This is a genomic window from Sphaerisporangium sp. NPDC005289 (assembly GCF_040607455.1).
In the GTDB taxonomy this organism is placed as follows: Bacteria; Actinomycetota; Actinomycetes; order Streptosporangiales; family Streptosporangiaceae; genus Sphaerisporangium; species Sphaerisporangium rhizosphaerae.
This window is the reverse complement of record NZ_JBEXGS010000003.1, coordinates 290,783-308,915: the sequence shown is the minus strand read 5'-3', so window position 1 is coordinate 308,915 and position 18,133 is coordinate 290,783. Positions and strand designations below refer to the sequence as shown.

Annotated in this window: 18 protein-coding genes; 5 read left to right on the top strand and 13 right to left on the bottom strand. The window is 70.1% G+C overall.

Translation table 11 applies throughout. The features are described 5' to 3' along the window. Window positions 1-120: 120 nt before the first annotated feature. Complete coding sequence (locus tag ABZT47_RS07010) at window positions 121-675, top strand: helix-turn-helix domain-containing protein (protein ID WP_354837104.1); 555 nt, start codon at window positions 121-123, stop codon at window positions 673-675. Between the two features lie 77 nt (window positions 676-752). Here ABZT47_RS07010 and ABZT47_RS07005 read toward each other — a convergent pair whose 3' ends face one another. The 6 genes from ABZT47_RS07005 to ABZT47_RS06980 form a co-directional block, all read right to left on the bottom strand. After that, the gene (locus ABZT47_RS07005; protein ID WP_354837103.1) at window positions 753-1,010 is read right to left on the bottom strand and encodes a hypothetical protein; all 258 of its coding nucleotides are present in this window, start codon (window positions 1,008-1,010) and stop codon (window positions 753-755) included. A 63-nt stretch (window positions 1,011-1,073) separates the two neighbouring features. Then, on the bottom strand, window positions 1,074-3,044 hold the full coding sequence (locus ABZT47_RS07000; RefSeq protein WP_354837101.1) for a DUF998 domain-containing protein: 1,971 nt from the start codon (window positions 3,042-3,044) through the stop codon (window positions 1,074-1,076). Window positions 3,045-3,334: 290 nt separating this feature from the next. After that, window positions 3,335-4,819, bottom strand: a complete 1,485-nt coding sequence (locus ABZT47_RS06995; protein ID WP_354837606.1) for an ATP-binding protein — start codon at window positions 4,817-4,819, stop codon at window positions 3,335-3,337. Window positions 4,820-5,160: 341 nt separating this feature from the next. Further along, a complete protein-coding gene (locus tag ABZT47_RS06990) occupies window positions 5,161-5,994 on the bottom strand; it encodes an alpha/beta hydrolase (RefSeq protein WP_354837604.1) in 834 nt (277 codons plus the stop codon). A 21-nt stretch (window positions 5,995-6,015) separates the two neighbouring features. Beyond that, window positions 6,016-6,186 carry a hypothetical protein gene (locus tag ABZT47_RS06985; protein WP_354837099.1) on the bottom strand — a complete coding sequence of 57 codons (171 nt, stop codon included), beginning with the start codon at window positions 6,184-6,186 and terminating at the stop codon, window positions 6,016-6,018. Window positions 6,187-6,295: 109 nt separating this feature from the next. After that, window positions 6,296-6,883, bottom strand: a complete 588-nt coding sequence (locus ABZT47_RS06980) for a TetR/AcrR family transcriptional regulator (protein ID WP_354837097.1) — start codon at window positions 6,881-6,883, stop codon at window positions 6,296-6,298. A gap of 82 nt (window positions 6,884-6,965) precedes the next feature. Between ABZT47_RS06980 and ABZT47_RS06975 the strand changes: the two genes are divergently transcribed. After that, entirely contained in the window at window positions 6,966-7,655 is a 690-nt protein-coding gene (locus ABZT47_RS06975; protein ID WP_354837095.1) for an alpha/beta hydrolase, read from the top strand. A 90-nt stretch (window positions 7,656-7,745) separates the two neighbouring features. Here ABZT47_RS06975 and ABZT47_RS06970 read toward each other — a convergent pair whose 3' ends face one another. The 4 genes from ABZT47_RS06970 to ABZT47_RS06955 all read right to left on the bottom strand — a co-directional run bounded on the left by ABZT47_RS06970 (window position 7,746) and on the right by ABZT47_RS06955 (window position 11,963). Beyond that, window positions 7,746-10,622, bottom strand: coding sequence for a type 2 lanthipeptide synthetase LanM family protein (locus ABZT47_RS06970; RefSeq protein WP_354837093.1), 2,877 nt, complete (start codon window positions 10,620-10,622; stop codon window positions 7,746-7,748). A gap of 19 nt (window positions 10,623-10,641) precedes the next feature. Beyond that, complete coding sequence (locus ABZT47_RS06965) at window positions 10,642-10,827, bottom strand: DUF6229 family protein (protein WP_354837091.1); 186 nt, start codon at window positions 10,825-10,827, stop codon at window positions 10,642-10,644. A gap of 54 nt (window positions 10,828-10,881) precedes the next feature. After that, window positions 10,882-11,073 (bottom strand): DUF6229 family protein, encoded by a 192-nt coding sequence (locus ABZT47_RS06960; RefSeq protein WP_354837089.1) that lies wholly within the window; start codon window positions 11,071-11,073, stop codon window positions 10,882-10,884. 446 nt (window positions 11,074-11,519) lie between these two features. Next, the gene (locus ABZT47_RS06955) at window positions 11,520-11,963 is read right to left on the bottom strand and encodes a hypothetical protein (RefSeq protein WP_354837087.1); all 444 of its coding nucleotides are present in this window, start codon (window positions 11,961-11,963) and stop codon (window positions 11,520-11,522) included. Between the two features lie 322 nt (window positions 11,964-12,285). Between ABZT47_RS06955 and ABZT47_RS06950 the strand changes: the two genes are divergently transcribed. Then, window positions 12,286-13,041, top strand: coding sequence for an alpha/beta hydrolase (locus ABZT47_RS06950; RefSeq protein WP_354837085.1), 756 nt, complete (start codon window positions 12,286-12,288; stop codon window positions 13,039-13,041). Window positions 13,042-13,178: 137 nt separating this feature from the next. Here the strand turns inward: ABZT47_RS06950 and ABZT47_RS06945 are convergent, their stop codons facing one another. After that, the gene (locus ABZT47_RS06945; protein WP_354837083.1) at window positions 13,179-13,763 is read right to left on the bottom strand and encodes a DUF1707 domain-containing protein; all 585 of its coding nucleotides are present in this window, start codon (window positions 13,761-13,763) and stop codon (window positions 13,179-13,181) included. A 568-nt stretch (window positions 13,764-14,331) separates the two neighbouring features. Here ABZT47_RS06945 and ABZT47_RS06940 point away from each other — a divergent pair. Then, window positions 14,332-15,168 (top strand): alpha/beta hydrolase, encoded by an 837-nt coding sequence (locus ABZT47_RS06940; protein ID WP_354837081.1) that lies wholly within the window; start codon window positions 14,332-14,334, stop codon window positions 15,166-15,168. After that, window positions 15,161-15,730 carry a TetR-like C-terminal domain-containing protein gene (locus tag ABZT47_RS06935; RefSeq protein ID WP_354837079.1) on the top strand — a complete coding sequence of 190 codons (570 nt, stop codon included), beginning with the start codon at window positions 15,161-15,163 and terminating at the stop codon, window positions 15,728-15,730. Before ABZT47_RS06940 ends, ABZT47_RS06935 begins: the two co-directional genes overlap by 8 nt. Window positions 15,731-15,920: 190 nt before the next feature. Here ABZT47_RS06935 and ABZT47_RS06930 read toward each other — a convergent pair whose 3' ends face one another. Beyond that, window positions 15,921-16,724 (bottom strand): acetoacetate decarboxylase family protein, encoded by an 804-nt coding sequence (locus ABZT47_RS06930; protein WP_354837077.1) that lies wholly within the window; start codon window positions 16,722-16,724, stop codon window positions 15,921-15,923. 211 nt (window positions 16,725-16,935) lie between these two features. Then, entirely contained in the window at window positions 16,936-18,054 is a 1,119-nt protein-coding gene (locus tag ABZT47_RS06925; RefSeq protein ID WP_354837075.1) for a glycosyltransferase, read from the bottom strand. Window positions 18,055-18,133: the final 79 nt, after the last annotated feature.

The window sequence follows — 18,133 nt, the reverse complement described above, 5'->3', positions numbered from 1 at the left end:
TCGTCCTTCCCAACCTCAGGTTCCGAACGGACTGTTCATTAATGAATGGTGCGTTCACTATGGTGGGGAGTCAACGAGCAGATCGGCCGTGCTGTGCCATATCGAACAGGAGCCGGGAAAGTGTCCGAGGACAGACGGGTCCGGCGCACCCGGCGGGCCGCCCAGGAGGCCCTTGTGGCGCTCATCCTGGAGAAGGGCTACGACGCCGTCACCGTCACCGACGTCATCGACCGCGCCGACATCGGCCGCTCCACCTTCTACGCCCACTTCACCGACAAGCAGGACGTGTTGTTCAGCAACATCGACGAACTCGATTTCCTGCGCCCCGCGCCGCCCGCCGGCCCGGGACGGCTCTTCGCCTTCAGCCTGCCCATGTTCGAACACGCGCTGGAGCAACGGCGTCTGGTCCGGGCCCTACTGGGCAGGCGCGGCGGCGGCCCGATCATGGCCCGCGCCGAGCAGGTGCTGAGCTCCGTCGTCCGGGACGAGCTCGCCGCCGCCGGCGGACGGCCGTCGCCCTCGCTCGACCTGCTGGTGATCTGCGTGGTCGGCGCGTTCATGGCCCTGCTCCGCGCATGGCTGGACGGCGACATCACGGCCACCCCCGCCGATCTCGACGCCGCTTTCCGCGACGCGACCCTCCCCGCCGTCCACGCCGCCCTGGGGCGCACGTGAAGCACGCGAGCGCGCGAGCACCGCGACCACGTTTCAGCCTCGCGCGCCGGCCGCCTTCCGCTCTGGTCGCGGGCCGGTCACACGACGGAGGCCGGCCGTCGAGGCCACGACCAGCAGAACCAGCGTCCAGCCCAGTACCCGCCGGCGGCGAAGACCAGCCCGATGCGCCGGGTCGCGGGGCGTTCGGCCAGCCATCCGCCCGCGGCGAGACAGGTCACGGTGAACACGGTCTCGCTCACCACATCCTCCCCCTGCCCCATGGCGATGGAGACCGCGTAGCGGGCGACGGTCGCGACGATCGCCGCTCCGGCGACGACCCATATCAGCGTCCGCACGACACGCTCCTCCATCACCCTGGGAACAACCCTACGAGCCGATCGGGGGAGAAATGGGCCTTGTCAGGACATCGAGGCGAACCAGCGAACCAGCGCCGCGGTGGCCGCCTGCTGCGAGCCCAGATGCCGGGAGCCGCCGTACTCGGGCGTTCCGAGATCGACCAGCGGAGCGGTGGCTCCGTGGGCTCGCAGCATGGCCCGGCAGCGGGGGCTGTTGGCGCTCACCGCCTGTTCGTCGCCCTTCGCGACGTACAACCTGATCGGAGCCTTGGGTTTCCACGCGCACACGCCGTCCACCACCCGCAGGGCGCCGGCCAGCCGGCCGGTCGGGTGCGCCAGTGCGGCCCGGCCTCGTGGCGTCAGCAGCGCGTCGATGGTGTTCGGCGTGCCCTTGACCACCTCAAGACCGGTGTGCGAGCCGTCCAGCAGCTTTTCCATCCGACGGTCGTACGGCGCCCGGAACACCTCGCTCGGCGAGTCGTACAGATGGTGCAGCCGGTTGAACGCCACGAAGGTGAGCGCCGCGTAGATCACGCCCGCCTTGGCGTCCGTCCTGCCCTTCAGCAGTGCGGGCAGTTCGGTGTCCCTGAACGCGTAGGCGCCGCTGACCGGCGCGACCGCTCCCAGCCTGAACCAGGGGTCGGTTCCGGTCTGCAACGCCCTGGCCAGTCCGAGCGCCGCGGAGGCTCCCTGCGAGAAACCCGTGACCAGCACCTCGCGTCGCAGTTGCCTGCCCGACTCCGACGCGAACCGGCGGGCCGCGCGCAGCATGTCCAGGGAGGCGGTCGTCTCGGAGGGCACGTCCATCCACGGGTGCGGCCCCGGCCCCTTGCCGAGGCCCAGGTAGTCGGGGGCCACGGCGGCCATCCCGGCGGAGGCGTACGTCAGCGCCGGAGCCCGCCCCCAGGCCTCCTTCGTGGTCGAAGGGGCGTCGCCCTTGAACAACTCGGTGCCATGGGCGAACGACACCGCCCGCAGGCGGCGCTCGCCGTTGCGCGGCAACGCCACCAGGCCGCTGGCGGTGGTCCGCCGCCCCGAGGCGTCCACCGTCCGGTACACCACCCGGTAGGTCTCCACTCCGTACCGGACCTTCCGGGTGTCCCAGGCGCCGCCCTGGTCACCCTTCAACGCGGCCGCCACCTGCCGCGCGGACAACGTCCCCAACCGCGTGACCGACACCACCTGTCCGCGCTCCGTGTCCGGAGCGGCGAACACGGGCAACGCTCCCGTCAGCACCATCGCCGCCGCCAGGCCGACGGCCGTCGTCTTTCCGATCCATTTCATGCGTTCGACCCTAGGGACGGCCGCACGGCGCCCGCGATCACGCCGCCACCCCTGTGCGCGTAGGGTATTCCCTACCTTGCCGGAGATGCGGTGGGCGGCGAGAAGGGTGAGCCAGAGCCAGCCGGTGACGACGGCGATGCGCTGGAACAGGCCTCCGTACCGCACCAGGCCCTCGGTCTGGCCGAAAGCCGCGTTGGCGAGCATGAAGGCGGTCACGAAGACGACGAAGGTGATCACCGAGTAGGCGGCCCGGCCGAACGCCCGTTGCCGGCCGAACCGGACGGCGAACACCAGGAAGGCCGCTCCCAGGCAGAGGAAGCCGGGAATCGCCGCCAGGTCGTGGATCGCGCCGTGCGTGGTGGCGTACTGGGTGAGCCGGTCGGGAGTTCCCCGCGGGTAGCCGCTGACCGGGTCGGTCACGAAGAACCCCACGGTGATCAGGTGGACCGCCCAGACCCCGATCAGGATCGGCCCCCAGGTGGCGCCCCGCCTCACCTGCCCGGCGGTGCCGGACCCGCCGCCGCGGAGTTCACGCCATAGCGCGACGGCGAATCCGAGGGTCAGCAGCCCGGCCACGATGAAGTTGAGATCCTGCGTCCAGCCGTACTCGCCGAGCGCCAGCGAGCTGACGGGATGGCGCAGGGCGTCGTAGCCGGCCCTGGTTGCTCCTTCGATGACGAACGCCGCGACGAACAGCGGCCCGGCGATCACGCCGCCCCATAACAGGGCCCGCAGGATGGGCGGCCTCACCGCGACCACCCCACCTGGTGACGCGTCCCCATCGACGGCCCCGGCGCCGTTCGGTTCCGGTCGGACTGTCATGACCCACCTCCGATTCGCTCCATCGAGACGGACGCCCTGGTACCCGGTCCGCCCCATCTGGCTGTCAACGTACATTGACACGCTCTTCGCCGTCAACCATCGTTGACGAGCCGCCTGTGAGGCATCCCAGCGGCGGGCTTCCGCGAGGTTCCACGACGGCCGTGAGCATCGACGGGCGGGGCCAAGCGCTATTCGACCGGGTGGGCCTGGGCCGAGCGCTAGAAGCCGGCCCGGCTCATGCCATAGAGCACGGGGATGTCCACGAGCAGCACGCCCGGATCGTCATGGGCCTCGGCGCGGAGGGCTTCGTCGAAGCCGGCGCCGCTGTAGCAGGCGAGCACCGTGTTCTCGGTCTCGTACCCCTTGGCAGCCAGCAGGTCGCGCGCCCGGCGCAGCCTGCCGAGGTGCCGCAGGTCCATGACCTTGTCCCACTTGGCCTCGCCCAGCGACTTGATCACGCGAGGCTCCCCCGGGTAGGGAACGCCGAGGACGACGACGTCCACGTCGATCTGCGACCTGCCGCTCTGGTCGGCCACCGTCCCGGAGGTGACCTCGCCGATGCCTCCCTCGCCGAAGTGGTGCCGCCCGTAACGAAGGGCGTACTCCCGGCAGAGGATCTCGAAGTGCGGGCCCATGACCTTGGACAGGAAGCGCTGGCGTGACCGGCCCCAGACCTCCTCGGCCAGACCGAGGCTCAGGTCGGTCCATTCGGGCCGCATGATCGCCTGGTAGAACGTGACCAGCGGCTCGGCGACGCGGTAGCGCGTCCGCCCGCTCCGGAAGGCGTCCTTCTCCTTCACGAGAAGACCGCAGTCTTCCAGGACGTTGAGTGGATGCGCGATGTCCGCAGACTTGTATCCGATGTGACCGGCTATGCCGCCCCAGGTGCTGTTACCGTCCGCGACCGCCGCCAGGACCGAGTGGTACAGGGCCGGGTCGCGGATGGCCGGCTCCTCGGCCAGCAGGTAACGTCCCTCGCGGAACAGGGACGTCCGCCGGTTCAGCACCGTGCGCGCCACCCAGGCGTCGAAGTCGTCCACCGAGGCCGGCCGGTCGCCCGCCACGAACTCGTCCCGGTAGGCAGGGGTGCCGCCGACGATCGCGTGCAGCATCACGGCCAGCCGGGGATCGGACACCCCCCAGAACTCGGCGGCCTCGCGGTACGGCAACGACTGGACGAGGAGCTCCAGACGCGCACGCCCCCGCAGCGGGGCCTGCCCCGCCAGAACCTTGCCCATGACCGACAGCGCCGAGCCGCAGATGAGGACGCGCGCGTTACTGCTGCCCCCATGAGTGCGCCCACGCAGGTCGATCTCCTGCTTGAGGATGGACGGAATGGCCGGGTTGGCCTTCATCAGGTACGGGAACTCGTCGATCACCAGCGGCATCGGCCGATCTTTCGGCAACGAGAAGAAGAAGGTGAGCGCGTCCCGCCAGTCCGCGAACGGGTATCCGACCGGGGAGCCGGTGTGCCGGGCGAGCGCCATGCCGAACAGGCGCAGCAACTCGACGTCGGTCCCCTCGGTCGCCTCGAAGTAGAAGCCGCCCAGCGCCTCGGCCAGCGACCGCAGCAGGAACGTCTTCCCTTGCCGCCGCCGGCCGCTGACCACGCCGAACGCCACCTCGGCCTGAGTGCCGGTGGCGAACTCGCTCAGCGCCTCCCACTCCCAGTCCCGCCCGAAGACGTGCCCCGGCTTCTCCACCAACTGTCATCACCTCGACACTGAACCACAGCCCACTGAACTGTACTTCAGCAACTGAGGTCGTGTGGGCCGCTACGGCAGGGGATCGCGCTTTCGTGGCTACACGTCTCATTAGGGGGAGCGGGACGGGTGTGCCAGCGTGCCCATACCGTTTTGCCCGGGCCGTCGGCCAGGGGGAGGACGCCGTAGTCGCCGGCCAGCGCGGGAACGATCGGCAGACCGCGCCCGTGGTCGGCGTCGAGCCCCAGATCGAGCTGTCGGGGGGTCTTCCCCGGATCGGATGGCAGGCGTTCATCACCGGCGTCAAGTCTCGAACGATCAGTTGATCCGTGGCCGAGGCGTCAGGAGGCTTGAGCGGTAGAATCCGGAGTGCCGCTCGGCCAGATGCAGGGCGAGCCGGCTCCCAGAGTCAGTACGTCATCTCCGGTCAGGCTCAGGGACAGCAAGAAGTCGTCAGGCCGGGAGCGCCCGGAAATGCTCGTTCCGGTCTTCGACACCGCCTGGATGAGGTGGCCCTGTCGCTTCCAGTACGCCTGGACCTGACCCGCAACCGCAGAAACCTTCGCCTTGGAGATATCGCGCAGGAACTTCTTGGCACCGAACTGCGAGCTGCTCGGATCGCTGCCGAAAGGCCCGAGTCCGGCCACAATGCCCGCCAGGCTTGGGTTGACATGGCCTATATCGCCGACCGGATCGTTCGGCGCTTCGCCGACCCAGGCCTGCTTCACGTGCAGATCCTTGGCGCGAAGCGCCTCCACTCCCGGACTACCGATGAAGATGAGTTGGTCGGCGAAGTGGCCGGGTCGGAGGCGAGCGGCCACACCGGTCAACAGCGAGCCGTAGCTGTGCCCGAGCATGGTCGATCCGACGTCGGAGTCGGGCTGGTGAGACGCGCGTAACCCGTCGGTGAAACTGGCAAGCTCCGGGGCTCCCCGCAACGCTGCTATCGGCAGCGCGACCGAGTGTTGAGGATCCAGCGTCGCGCCCCACTGTGGTGCCTCGTAACCGAGCCACACCATGGACGCGACCTGCTTTCCCTCCTGAGCGGTGGAATTCGCCCGGTCCCACAACACCGCCGCTCGTTTGGCGTCACCAGGGATACCGGCGAGGGTGCTGCCGGTTCCGGGGACGTAGGTGACGATGTTGTCGGCCTCGTCGGGGTTGCCGAAGGAGATGGCGGTCTTGCCGAGGCCGCCCTATTCCAGGCTGATCAGGAACTGATAGGACGTCTGGCCGCCCGCCTGGCGGATGCGGTCGACGACGCCGTGGGCCGCCGCCTCGAACGCGCGCTGCAAGGTGAGGCGCTGCCCGGACAGGGCCTTGGCGAAGGCGGGTGCGCCTCCGCCGACCCAGGCGCTGGCCGACATGCAGCGGGCGCACGAGTCCAGCGCGGAGGCGTTCTCTTCGGCCAGTCGCGCGACCCGCGACAGAGCCCCTTGAAGTTCGGTAACCCCCCGTCGCCACAGCGAGTCAGCATCAGGCGGTGTTTCCGGAGGAGTCTCCGTCTCCTTCGGCCCTGGTGGGGGTGAGAAGGCGGAGGAAGGTGGTGAAGGCCGTGTCGGTGCGGGTGATGTCACCGGTGGCGTCGCGGTCGAGGAGGAGGCCGCGTATGACCGCCAGGGCGGTGGTCGCAAGAGCGGGGGCGTCGTCTCCGTGGCGTGCCCGAAGGCCCTGTTCCAGGACCGGCAGCCAGTCGGTGGTGGCGGCCTGACGGAACTCCGGCCAGAGGCCGGGATCGTCATGGACCCTGCCGAACAGGCGCAGGAACGGCGCCCCCTCAGGACCGGTGAACATCACCCAGGCGCGGGCGAGGGTCTGCTCGTACGGCTCATCCTGCGGGGAGAGGGCTCGGTGGAACAGCTGGAGTTGGCGCCGCCGCGCCTCCTCCAGCACTTCGCGGAGCAGTCGTTCCCGGGTCCCGAAGTGGTAGACGAGCATGCGCGGAGAGGTGGCCGCGGTGGCCGCCATCGCCGGGAGCCCGGACGCCAGGCCATGGGCGAGCACGTGCTCGGTGCAGGCCGCCAGGAGTCGCTCCCTGATCTCCCGCTGGGGACGTCTGCCCATTCTCCACACCCATTTCGCGTAATAGTCGTTACATTTATTGTGCGACAACGATGACCGGCGATGGGAGACAACCGTGCGAGTCGTGTTCGTTCATGGAGCGTGCGTACGGGACGGGGCGTGGTGGTGGCGTCGCGCGGCCGGTCACCTGGAGGACGGCGGGGTCACCAGCACGGCCCCGCCGCTGCCGAGCTGCGGAGAGACCGGCCGCCCGCCGGGGCAGGGCGGGCCGTCCTTGCCCGACGACGTGGCCGAGGTCCGCGCGCACCTCGCCGCGTCCGATGAACCGGCCATCGTGGTGGCCCACAGCTACGGCGGCGTCGTCGCGGGCGAAGCGGCGGCCGGGCTGCCGCAGGTGCGTCACCTGCTGTACGTCGCGAGCTTCCTTCCCGAGGCCGGCGAGAGCCTCGCCTCGTTCGGCGGCGACAACCCCGCGCCCTACCTCGACGTGACGCAGGACGGGACCTTCGGTGTACGGCGCGAGGTCGCGGCGCGAACGTTCATGCAGGACTGTGCCGAAGAGGACGTCGTGGAGGGGCTTTCCCGGCTCGTACGCCAGACCGTGTCCGCGACCGCGGAGCCCGTTGGAGCGGCGGCCTGGCGGGAGATCCCCTCCACCTACCTGGTGTGCGCGCGGGACAACGGAACCCCTCCCGCCCTACAGCGCGCACAGGCCGAGCGGGCCGGTCGGGCACTGGAGATCGACGCCGGGCACCACCCGTTCCTGTCCCGCTCCAGGCAGGTCGCCGAACTCGTCCTCGGACTCCCGGTCTGATGCTTCGGCGCAGGTCCCCCTTCATGCCACAGTCGGCGATGCACTTCCACGCAAGAAGAACCGGGGCGGGCAGGAGAGGAGACGGGGCGGTCAGTTCTCCGGGTCGGGGAGCAGGACGGAGGGGAGGGAGGTGTCGGGGTGCAGGCGTAGTAGTTGGTAGAGCATGCCGCCCACTCCCGGCATCAGACCGGGGCTGAAGGCGTCACGTGAAAGGCCGCTCACCGGGCCGTGCTCGTCCATGCTGCCGATCATGTACGCGGCGAGGTACTCCGGAGTCAGCTCTTCGGGCCCGACACCCACATCGATCGCGTGGCGCACGACTTCCCAGGTGCCGAGGTCTCCGTGGCAGAGCGTGTGGTTCCAGCCGATGCCCCTCGACCAGGACGACGCGGCGGCCCGGCGCAGCACGTCCGCCCAGCGCGGGTCATCTTCGCGGGCCAGCCGGTCGGCCGCGACGAGGCCGATGCCGGCGGCTCCGTGGCACCATGCGCTGGAGGTCACGCGATGGTCGTCCATTTCGCGCAGGTCACGCCAGCCCTTCTCCGCCGGGTCGTACAGTGACTCCTCGTACAGAAAGGCCCTGTCTGCCAGGGCGCGGAAGTCCGCAGCGCCGGCCGTGGCGCTGTCGGCGAGCCGGGCCAGCGCCCAGGCGATCCCGGTGGCGCCGTGTGAGACCCCGCCCAACCCTTGTGGGAACGCGGTGCTGGGCCAGCGTGCTCCCCGGTCGTCGATGTGGGCCAGTGAGAGCAGGCGCTCCCCGATGCGGTCGGCCTGCGTGGACCACTGCTGGTCACCGGTCTGTTCCGACAGGCGGAGCAACGGCACGATGGCGCCTGCCATGCCGGTGAGCAGGTCGTACACCCCGTCGGCGGCCACCGCCTCGGGCAGTCGCCCCGCCAGGGCGCCGGCCCGGGCGACCGCCTCCTGCGAGCCGACGGTGCCCAGCCTGCGCAGCAGCAGCCAGCTCCAGATCTGCGAGCCGATGCCGACATAGCCGCCTGGGGTGGCGGGGCGGCGCCGCGGCCCGGTGCGGCGTGCCTCCGCGTCGCGTTCCTCGGCCAGCGTGATCGTATGGAGGAGATCGGCGAGCAGCCCGTCCAGCCCCGGCACCTCGTCGGCCCTGCCCTGCCCGGTCTCACTCACGTAGGCGGCCAGAGTGATGGCGACCCCGTACGCTCCGCCGTACACGTCGGGAGACAGCGACTGTACGAACCAGCCGTCGGAGGTGAGCACCGGCGCGGTCCAGGTGACGGTGCCGTCGTCGCCCCGGACCGCCGTGTCGAGCATGCTGCGGGCGATCCCGGCCGCGATACGGCGCCGGCGCGGCTCGAGGTCCTGGGGCCGGATGAGAGGCACGGTCATACGCTTGTTGGCAGGCATCCACCCTTCATTGAGGTAGGCGCTGACCAGAGCGGACCGGATCACCTCGCGGTCCAGGGCCGTGTCGCGGTCGCGCCAGCGCCGCAGCGCGTCCACGATGAGGTCCTGCTCGTCTCCGTACGAGGTTCCGCCAGGGCCGTCCAGACGGCCGCGAGCAGGGGTCGTGGCGAAGAAGGGGATGTCGCCGACCAGCAACTCGGCCACCTCGGCGTCGATCACCTCGGGGTCCGATGGCGCGCCGGGCAGGTTCTCGGCATGCTGGGCCAGCAACCCCGCCGCCTTGCCCATCGCGGTCGGCTCATCGTGCAGTGAGGCCGGGTGCCACAACATGCGGGCCAGCTCGGCGTACGCCTCGGTGGCGCGGAGCACGACCCGGATCGGACGGTCGGCGAAGTCCGTGAGCAGCCCGGCGAGCTCGTCCCGCCGATCCAGCATGTCGAGGTGCTCGACCAGCTCGGTGAATCCGGACAGCACCAGGTCCCAGTAGTGGACGAGGATCGGATCGGGGCTCGGGTGGTTGCTCACCGCTCCCAGCTCGACCCGTTCCATCCCCAATCTCGCCATGTCCGTGCCCGCGTCGACGACGACCGGCACCTGCGTGTACGGCTGCTGGCCAGGCAGACCTCCGGCGGCGGACATGTCGACGCCGCGCCAGGCTAGCGAGACGCCGCGTCCGGGTAGGAGTCCGGTGCGCAGCACCGATCCGCTGAGCAGGTCGGTCGCCTGGTCGACGGCGTCGCCGTATCCGGATGGTTTGGCCGGGACGTGCGGGGTGAACAGCGTCTCGCAGTCGACGACGACGGGCGCGGGGCCGGCCGCGATGAGGTTCTCCATGTGCAGGTCGCTGCCGCCGATCAGCCGCATCAGCGCCAGCCAGTGCCCGACGCCGCGGTAGAAGGACCGCAGCTCCGTCTCGTCGGCGCAGTAGCGGTGCTGGATGTGCTCCGCCCAGCCGTACCCCTGGCGAATCAGCACGTCGGGTACCCGGATGTGGCTGCCGGCGGGCAGCCGGGGTGCCAGGCGGTCGATCAGCCGCGCCAGCGCCTCGTCCACGGCGAGGGACCGGGGCTTGTAGACCACCTTGCCCTGCGAGCCGTGCAGGACGGCGACGCTGTGCCCTCCGCGATGGCTGTCTCCCGCCCCGAAGTCGACGCAGGCCAGCTCGCCTCGGAGACCGCCGGGCAGTGCGGTGAGCGCCGCGCGGTCGGCGGCGAACCTGCGGGCCAGTTCCACGGCCGCGGCGCACCTGTTGTCGATGATCGTGCCGAGCCTGGACGGCATCGTGGGGTAGTGCCCGGTCAGGGACAGCCAGAACTCGGGCGTCGCGGCCGTCGCCTTCCACTCCTGCCACCGCAGCCGCGGCGTCTCGGCGGTCAGCCTTCCGCTGATCCTGGCGGCGTTGAGTTCCAGCAGCAGGACCCTGTTGACCTTGAGGCGGACGGTCTCCTCCAGCGCTTCGGCGGTTCCCTGGCATATCAGCCGGGCCTCTGCCTCCGTGAGGCCGGGGATCGATCCCAGCGTGGCGGACAGCCCGGCCAGCGCCGGTGCGGTCCAGAAGTCCAGCGACGGGTCGAAGTCCCCGGCCATTGGGATCATCCTTCCTTGATCAGCAGCAGAAGCGGCTGCAGGTGCACGAGCTCGCCAGCCGGGTGTCCAGGGCCGTCAGCGTGATCTCCGACTCGGCGTAGTCACCGATGAACAGCGGACCGGCCGGGTTGTCCCAGCCTTCGACGTCGGCTCCGCTGCGCCACGCGGCGACGATCTCCTCAGAGCGTTCCAGTGTGAGAGGCATTGCTACTCCCTTCGTGACCGTGCGTCCCGATCCGCGTTGACGGGGTGGGTGCGCTCAGCAGCAGGCAACGGTGTGGGCGCCCGTGCACGAGCTCGGCCTCCGCGTGTCCAGGGCCGTCAGCGTGATTTCCGACTCGGCGTAGTCACCGATGAACAGCGGACCGGCCGGGTTGTCCCAGCCTTCGACGTCGGCTCCGCTGCGCCACGCGGCGACGATCTCCTCAGAGCGTTCCAGGGTGACAGGCATTCTTACTCCCTCCATGACCGGGCATCCCGATCAGCGTTAGTCAGCCGATCGAAAAAATCAATACATAGCGGGCGAAATGTAGACTTGTCGGCATTCAGCGGAAATGGCGAAAGCTGCCGTTGACTGTGACGAAGCTTGCCCAGACGCCGACGGGATGTCCGGAACGCGCGAGCCGGGACCGGCCACCCGCCACACCACCGGCCCACGCCCACCAAGGGGACGACGGCGCACGTCAGGGGCTTCGTCCCGCAACTTGGCCACCACCTCGGCGACGGCGCTCATGTGCGGGACGACCAGCGAACCGCTTTCATACAGAAGGGGAGGCCGCGAGAAGGTTTCCGCTGTTCGGGGGCGCGGCAGACGGCGGCGAACAGCCCCGATCACGGGCCGTCCGGCGACATTTCCCACCAATGTACCGGAGATTGTCTATATATTGCGGGCGACAATTATTGCGATTTGTCCCGGCTCGGGAGTTCGACGCATCGGGGGAGGTCCTTGATGCTCCCGCCTTCGGGGATCATGCCCCAGAGGAAGGGGATCAGGTACTGAGGTGGCTCGCCCAGGAGTGCGGTCAGTTCCTCCTCGGTGATGGTGAGGGTGAATGCCGAGCCTGGTCGCCCGGAGGGCCATCCCTGTTCGATGGCTTGCCGGATGCACCCGGCGACGAGGGCGGGGCGGACGGCGATCGTCCGTTGTCCGAGCCGGTTGTCCGGCCGAGCGCAGGGAAGTGACACCACGAGCACACGTCCCGGCTTCTCGGCCTGCTCAACGGTGACGGTGAGGGGACTCCAGTCGTTGCCCTGGTGGTAGGTGGGCTTGTGCCGGATCCGCCAGCGGTAGGCGGTGCCGTCGACGCTGATGAGCCGTGAGCCCTTCCTGGGCATCGCCACGGGCGCCTCCAAGCTTCTGCTCTGTTCCGTCGCCGTTCCGTGGGAGTGCAGAAAGCAGCGGGAAGTGACGCGAGACGCTCGCAAGCCTAACCGCCGCTCATCCCCATGATCGAGCTGCTTTCGCGACGAGACAGGGGGTGCGTTATGGGCGGGGTGGTTGGTAGGGTGCGCGGGATCGTGATTTCGCGTGAGGAGGTGAGACCCGTGAAGGCTGTAGCTGTGTGGGTGCTCCCACTTTCCGTCACGGTCGGCGACTGACGTAGGTGTCGCCGGGAGCGCCGTAACGACAAGGCACTCCCGAAAGGCAACACCAATGCATTCTGTGCGTTTCACTGCGGAGACATCGTCGGCCGGTGTCCTCGAACGCGACTTCACCGTGGGTGAGGTCACCGGCGCGCTCTGGTCGCCGGCTGCCGGCTCCGATCGCGCGCCTCTGGTTCTGCTGGGCCACGGTGGCGGCATCCACAAGAAGGCGCCGGGAATGGTGGGCCGCGCGCGCCTCCTGGTCGCCGACGGTGGTTTCACCGTCGTCGCCATCGACGCCCCAGGTCACGGCGACCGGCCGCGCACGGCGGCCGACGAGCGTGAGATCGCCGCGATGCGGCGGGCGACGGCGGCGGGCGAGCCGGTCGGTCCGATCGTCGCCCGCTACAACGCCCACCTGGCGGAGCGCGCCGTGCCCGAATGGCAGGCGACCCTGGACGCCCTGCAGGAACTGCCGGAGATCGGCGCCGAAGGGCCGGTCGGCTACTACGGCGTGAGCATGGGCACCGCGATCGGAGTGCCGTTGACGGCCGTCGAGCCCAGGATCGCCGCCGCGGTCTTCGGTCTCTTCTGGCACGATTCCCTGGCCGACACCGCGCGCCAGATCACCATTCCCGTGGAGTTCCTCCTCCAGTGGGACGATGAGCTCATCCCACGCCAGTCCGGTCTGGCGCTGTTCGACGCCTTCGCCTCCAAGGAGAAGACGCTGCACGCCAACCCCGGCAGGCATGCGGAGCTGCCCAGGTTCGAGGCCGACAGCGCGGTCCGGTTCTTCGCCCGCCATCTCGGGCGGATCGTCATGTCATCCGCCTGACCTGCACGGACGATCGGCGTCCGGGCCATCGGCCCGGGTGCCGGTTCTGCGCCGGTTCTGTGCCTGTTCGGGGCGGTGGTCGTGGCGGAGCCGGTCCGGCCCGTTCTACGGGGCGGGCCGGTGGCTCGGGCGAGCGGTCACCACTTCCACGGGCCGAAGTGGCGCTGGGTGCGCACGACGAGGCTGCCCAGGCGTTGTTTGCCGCGGACCACGAAGTGGAGCGCGTCGCCGGGGATCGCCGACGGAGTCACCTTGCGCACCTTGGCGCTGCCCGCCATCATCTCGACGTCCTCGATGTCGACCGTGGCGCCGCGCGGAAGCACCAGCGTGGTGGAGCCGGCGACCACGTCGAGGTCGATCTCCACGACCGGGTGGGAGATGACGGCGTCGGTGAAGTCGAGCTTCACCGAGCCAGCCTTGGCCGTGACCAGCAGCCGCCGGGCCACCATCCATCGGCCGTGCCGTTTCAGGGACGCCGCCGTGGTGCGCAGCTCGGCTCGCTCCCGTGGCGGCATCGTGAGCGGCGCCCCCGGCAGGTCGGCCAGGAGCGGCTCGACCTCGCCGAACGTGCGCGCGGCGAGCAGTCCGTTCAGGCGCTGCTCGAACTCTTCGCCCGTCAGCCGTCCCTCGCCCACCGCGGCTTGCAGTCTCTCGACGATCCGCTCGCGATCGGCGTCGGACATCCGCATTTCCGGCGACTGCGGTGCTAGCTCTCCGCTCACGCCTCAACTCTAGGGAACTTGCCGTGAAATACGGAGATCTCAGGCGAGTTCGGCGTCGATACGAGACAAAACGGGGGTCTCTCCTTCACCACGCCGACGACGCGGCGGCCGCGACCGTCGTGGCGGTCGACAAGGGGGGGCGGCCTTGTGGCAAGGAGGCGGCAACGAGGTCGCCGGGAGAGCTCCGGGCTGGGCCATCCGCGAGAAGGGGATCGCGGGAGGTGGCTTCGGCCGCGGACGAAGGCCTCGCCGGCCCGCCCCGCCGGTTTCCCCGGTGACCATGGGTGGGTCTACCGGGATTCGCGGCTTATGACCTTTTTGTGCTTGGTGTCCAAGAGTGCGATCAGGGCCAGAGCGGTGAGCGTCGCGCCGACGGCTGCTGGTCTCGGGCGTCACCGGGCTCGGCGTGGAGGTTCTCCATGGCCGCTATGGCGTCGCGGAGGTGTGGCGGGTCATCGACTACCACCTCGACCGCATCTTCAACGGAGCGAATGGGGAGTTGACGGCCTTGGCTAATAGCGTTAGCTTTATAGCTAACAATATTAGCCAAGCGTGAAGTGAGGGAACCATGACGGAATTCCTGGAGACCGAGGGCGGGCGGCTCGCGTACGAGGTGTCGGGGCAGGGGCCGCTGGTCGTACTGGCGCACGGCATGGGGGACGGCCGGCGGGCGTACCGGCTGCTGGCGCCCCGCCTGGTCGCCGCCGGATACCGGGTCGCCGCGGTGGACCTGCGCGGTCATGGGGAGTCGAGCACAGGCTGGCCCTCCTACACCCGCACCGACGTCGCCGCCGACCTGGTCGCGCTGATCCGCCACCTGGGGGGGCCGGCGGTGCTCGTCGGGCACTCCTTCTCCGGCGGCGCGGCCACCATCGCCGCCGCCCAGCACCGCGAACTGGTCAGCGCGGTCGTCGAGCTCGGCCCGTTCACCCGGGCGCAGAAGATCGATTTCGGCGGCCTGCTGCGCGACGGGCGGCACCGCAAGGGCATCTCCTTGCTGATGGCCACCGGAATCCTGCGCAGCGTGAAGTTCTGGCGCCGCTACCTCGATCACGCCTACCCCGGCACCCGGCCCGCCGACTACGATGCGTACATGTCCGACCTGGCGACCGCCCTGCGCCGGCCGGGACGGATGGCCGTGGTGAGCAAGATGGGCATGTCGGCGCCCACCGACGCCGGCGCCGAATTGCCCAAGCTCGCCGTTCCCACGCTGGTCGTCATGGGCACCCTCGACCCCGACTGGGTGAACCCGCAGGCCGAGGCGGAGGGCATCGTCGCCGAGATGCCGGCCGGGCGCGGCGTCGTCACGATGATCGACGGCGCCGGCCACTACCCGCACGCGCAGTTCCCCGCCGAGGTCGCCGATGCCATGCTGCGTTTCCTGAAGGACCACGCCCGTGGCTAGGGCAGGGCTCTCCCCGGACGCGGTCGTCGACATCGCACTGCGGATCATCGACGAGGAGGGCCCGGCCGCGGTCACTCTGGCGGCGGTGGCCGGGCGAGCGGGCGTCGCCACGCCGTCCCTGTACAAGCACGTGCGCAACCTTGCCGAGCTCAACGATCTGGTGTCCGCCCGCGTCATGAACGAACTGGCGGACCGCTTGCGCGAGGCGCTGCTCGGCCGGTCCGGAGACCAGGCGCTGCGCGCCTTCATGCACATCTACCGGGACTACGCCGTCGCCAACCCCGGCCGGTACGCCGCGATGAGCCAGGCCGCGCCCCCTGAGGGTGGCGACCAGGCCAAGGCGGCCGGGGCGCTGGTCGGCATCGTGGTCGGCGCGCTCCGCGCGTACGGGCTGGAGGGGGCCGACGCCATCCACGCGACGCGGTGCCTGCGCGCGGCCGCCCACGGCTTCGCCGTCCTGGAGACCGCCGGCGGCTTCGGCCTCCCCGTCGACCTGGACGACACCTACGCCCTGCTCCTGAACATGATCACCGCCGGCCTGCCCAAGCCGGCGCCGAACTAGGGCGTCGCACCGGTCTCGAGAGGTGAACATCGCCTCGATGATGCGACCGAAAGGCCTGCCGGCTCCATCTTCTCAGGGCTTCAGGTGCCGCGGATTTCCTTGTCTGCATTATCGGGATCATCGGGTGAAGAGCCCCACCCGGCGAAAGCAGCCGTTGCCTCTTCGGGTGATGAGTCGCGCCTGGCGCCGGTCAGTGCTCGTGGGGTCGGGGGGCGGCGAGGTGGTGGGCGGGGTGGAAGGTCATTTTCACGTGGGTGGCGGTGGCGGTCAGGAGGGCGCGTTTGGGGAGGCCCAGTTCGCTGAGTTCCTTGGCGATCGGGTGGTTGCCGAGCCTGATCAGCGCTCCGCCGGGACGGGTGCGCAGGCCGCGGGGACGGGTCGTCCAAGGAATGCGCCGGGTCACCCCGTCCAGGCGGGTGTAGGCGTCCAGGTCGACCGAACCGCCGCCGGGCAGGGGCAAACCTGGGATGGGGACGCCTGGCGGGGGCGGGCCGGGGACGGGCATGCCGGGTTTGATCAGCAGGTCGAGCACCAGGCGGCCGTCCTTGCGCAGGATGCACCGTTTGTAGGGGGACGACAGCCGCAGGTCCACCTCGGCCAGCTCCTTGGGGAAACCCCAGATGGAGCGGCCCGCCTCCAGGGTGAAGCTCTGGTCGACCGGCAGCCAGTGGACGAAGGCCCCGCTGCCGTTCCGGCGCAGGTCCTTGATCCCGGACATCCTGCCTCGCGCGGGCGGGCGGACCGCGCCGGGGGGACGGACGAGGAAGCCCATGCCGAACTCGTTGTAGGACCCGAGGTCGCCGTCGGCGTAGCGGATGAAGCCGAGCGCGCACAGCGCCTTGCCGGGGAGTACCTCGACGACGTCCTGATCGGCGTAGGCGAGGACCGCGCGGGCGGCGTCGGCTCGCACGAGGTAGACGGCGGCGCAGACGGTGGCGTCCCGGACCTCGACCGGCAGGGTGACCCGGCGTCCCTTGATGAGATGGCTAGTCACAGCGTCCAGTACATCAATCAGGCTCGCCGGACGCCAGCCGTACCAGAGGACAGGCGAGGGGCGACATCGTCGGCTCGGGCGCCGTAACGGGCGCCGGCATCGCCGTACCACGACCCGCCGACCCGGCGCCGATCACAGCAGCGCGTGGCCGGGGTGGAGTCAGAGGACGAGCTTCTGGCGCGGCGCAGGCGATATGGCCGGTGGGGGAGCGTCAGGCGAGGGCGGCTTGGGGGAGGTTTCGGGTGGGGAGGGGGGTGGCGGCCCATTCCTCGAGGCGGGCGACGAACTCGCGGGCGTGGTCGGGCCAGTGGTAGTGGGCTCGGGCCTCGGCGTATCCGTGGGCGCCCATCACGATCCGCCGCTCGGGCTCGTCGCGCAGCCGCAGGACGGCCTGGGCGACCGCGTCCACGTCGCCGTAGGGGACGATCACCCCGCAGTCGGCGCGGCCGACGATCGAGGCGGCCAGCGGCAGCGGCGTGGTGATCACCGGCAGGCCGCGGGCCATGTACTCGATGACCTTGGTCGGCAGGGACTGCCGGTAGTTCGGCACGTCGTGCAGCAGCGACAGCCCGGCGAGGGCGCCCTGGGCCATGCGGAGCGCGTGGTTGTTCGGCACGTATCCGAACCAGTCGAGCAGTCCCTCGCGCTGCGCGTCGCGCAGGAACGGGCGCACCGCGGTGTCGGCGGCGCCGATCAGGTCGAGCCGGATGCCGTGCGGCCGGAGCCTGCGGGCCAGCTCGATCATCTCCAGCGCGCCCCTGGCCTCCGACAACTGGCCGATGTACACGACCCGGTTGGCGCCGGGCGGCGGCGGCGCGGTCTCGGGGACGTAGGTGGTGTTCGGGATCACCGGGTGGTCCCCGGCGAACCGGTCGCGGTAGGCGGCCTCGGCCAGGATGAGGTGCAGGCGGCGCTCGGCGCGGGTCTCGACGCGGCGCAGCAGGCCGGGCAGCATCCGGCGCGCGGACGCGGGAAGGTAGGTCTTGGTGTCCAGCGCGCCCACGATGTCCTCGTGCACGTCCCAGACCGTGGTGGGGCGTCGCCGCGGCAGGGCGAACAGCAGTTCCAGGTCGTGCACGAGCAGCAGGTCGGCGTCCTTGACGCCCCGGCGGAGCGCGCCGCGGGCCATGTTCAGCGCGTGGCCGCGGTGCAGGCCGACGGCGCGCGGCACGTCGATCGCCCTGATCTCCTGCGGCGGGGTGACGTTGCAGTGGGTGAACGGCGCGACGTAGGTGACCTCGTGCCCGGCGTCGAGCAGCGCCCGGATCTGCCGATGCATGATCCGCGCGTCCTCCGGGTGGTGGACGATCGTGCCGACACATACCTTCATGTGTCGATGCTGAGTGCCGTTCCCTTCCTGTCCGGGTGCGCACCGTGAATCACAATGGAAATGCCGCTGAACATCCGCC

Coding starts and splice junctions, on each gene's coding strand:
- ABZT47_RS06970 (WP_354837093.1), bottom strand. CDS start 10,622: ATGGCCGGGGACTTCGACCCGTCGCTGGACTTCTGGACCGCACCGGCG.
- ABZT47_RS06940 (WP_354837081.1), top strand. CDS start 14,332: ATGACGGAATTCCTGGAGACCGAGGGCGGGCGGCTCGCGTACGAGGTG.
- ABZT47_RS06965 (WP_354837091.1), bottom strand. CDS start 10,827: ATGCCTCTCACACTGGAACGCTCTGAGGAGATCGTCGCCGCGTGGCGC.
- ABZT47_RS06960 (WP_354837089.1), bottom strand. CDS start 11,073: ATGCCTGTCACCCTGGAACGCTCTGAGGAGATCGTCGCCGCGTGGCGC.
- ABZT47_RS06985 (WP_354837099.1), bottom strand. CDS start 6,186: ATGTCGGCCAGCGCCTGGGTCGGCGGAGGCGCACCCGCCTTCGCCAAG.
- ABZT47_RS06925 (WP_354837075.1), bottom strand. CDS start 18,054: ATGAAGGTATGTGTCGGCACGATCGTCCACCACCCGGAGGACGCGCGG.
- ABZT47_RS06980 (WP_354837097.1), bottom strand. CDS start 6,883: ATGGGCAGACGTCCCCAGCGGGAGATCAGGGAGCGACTCCTGGCGGCC.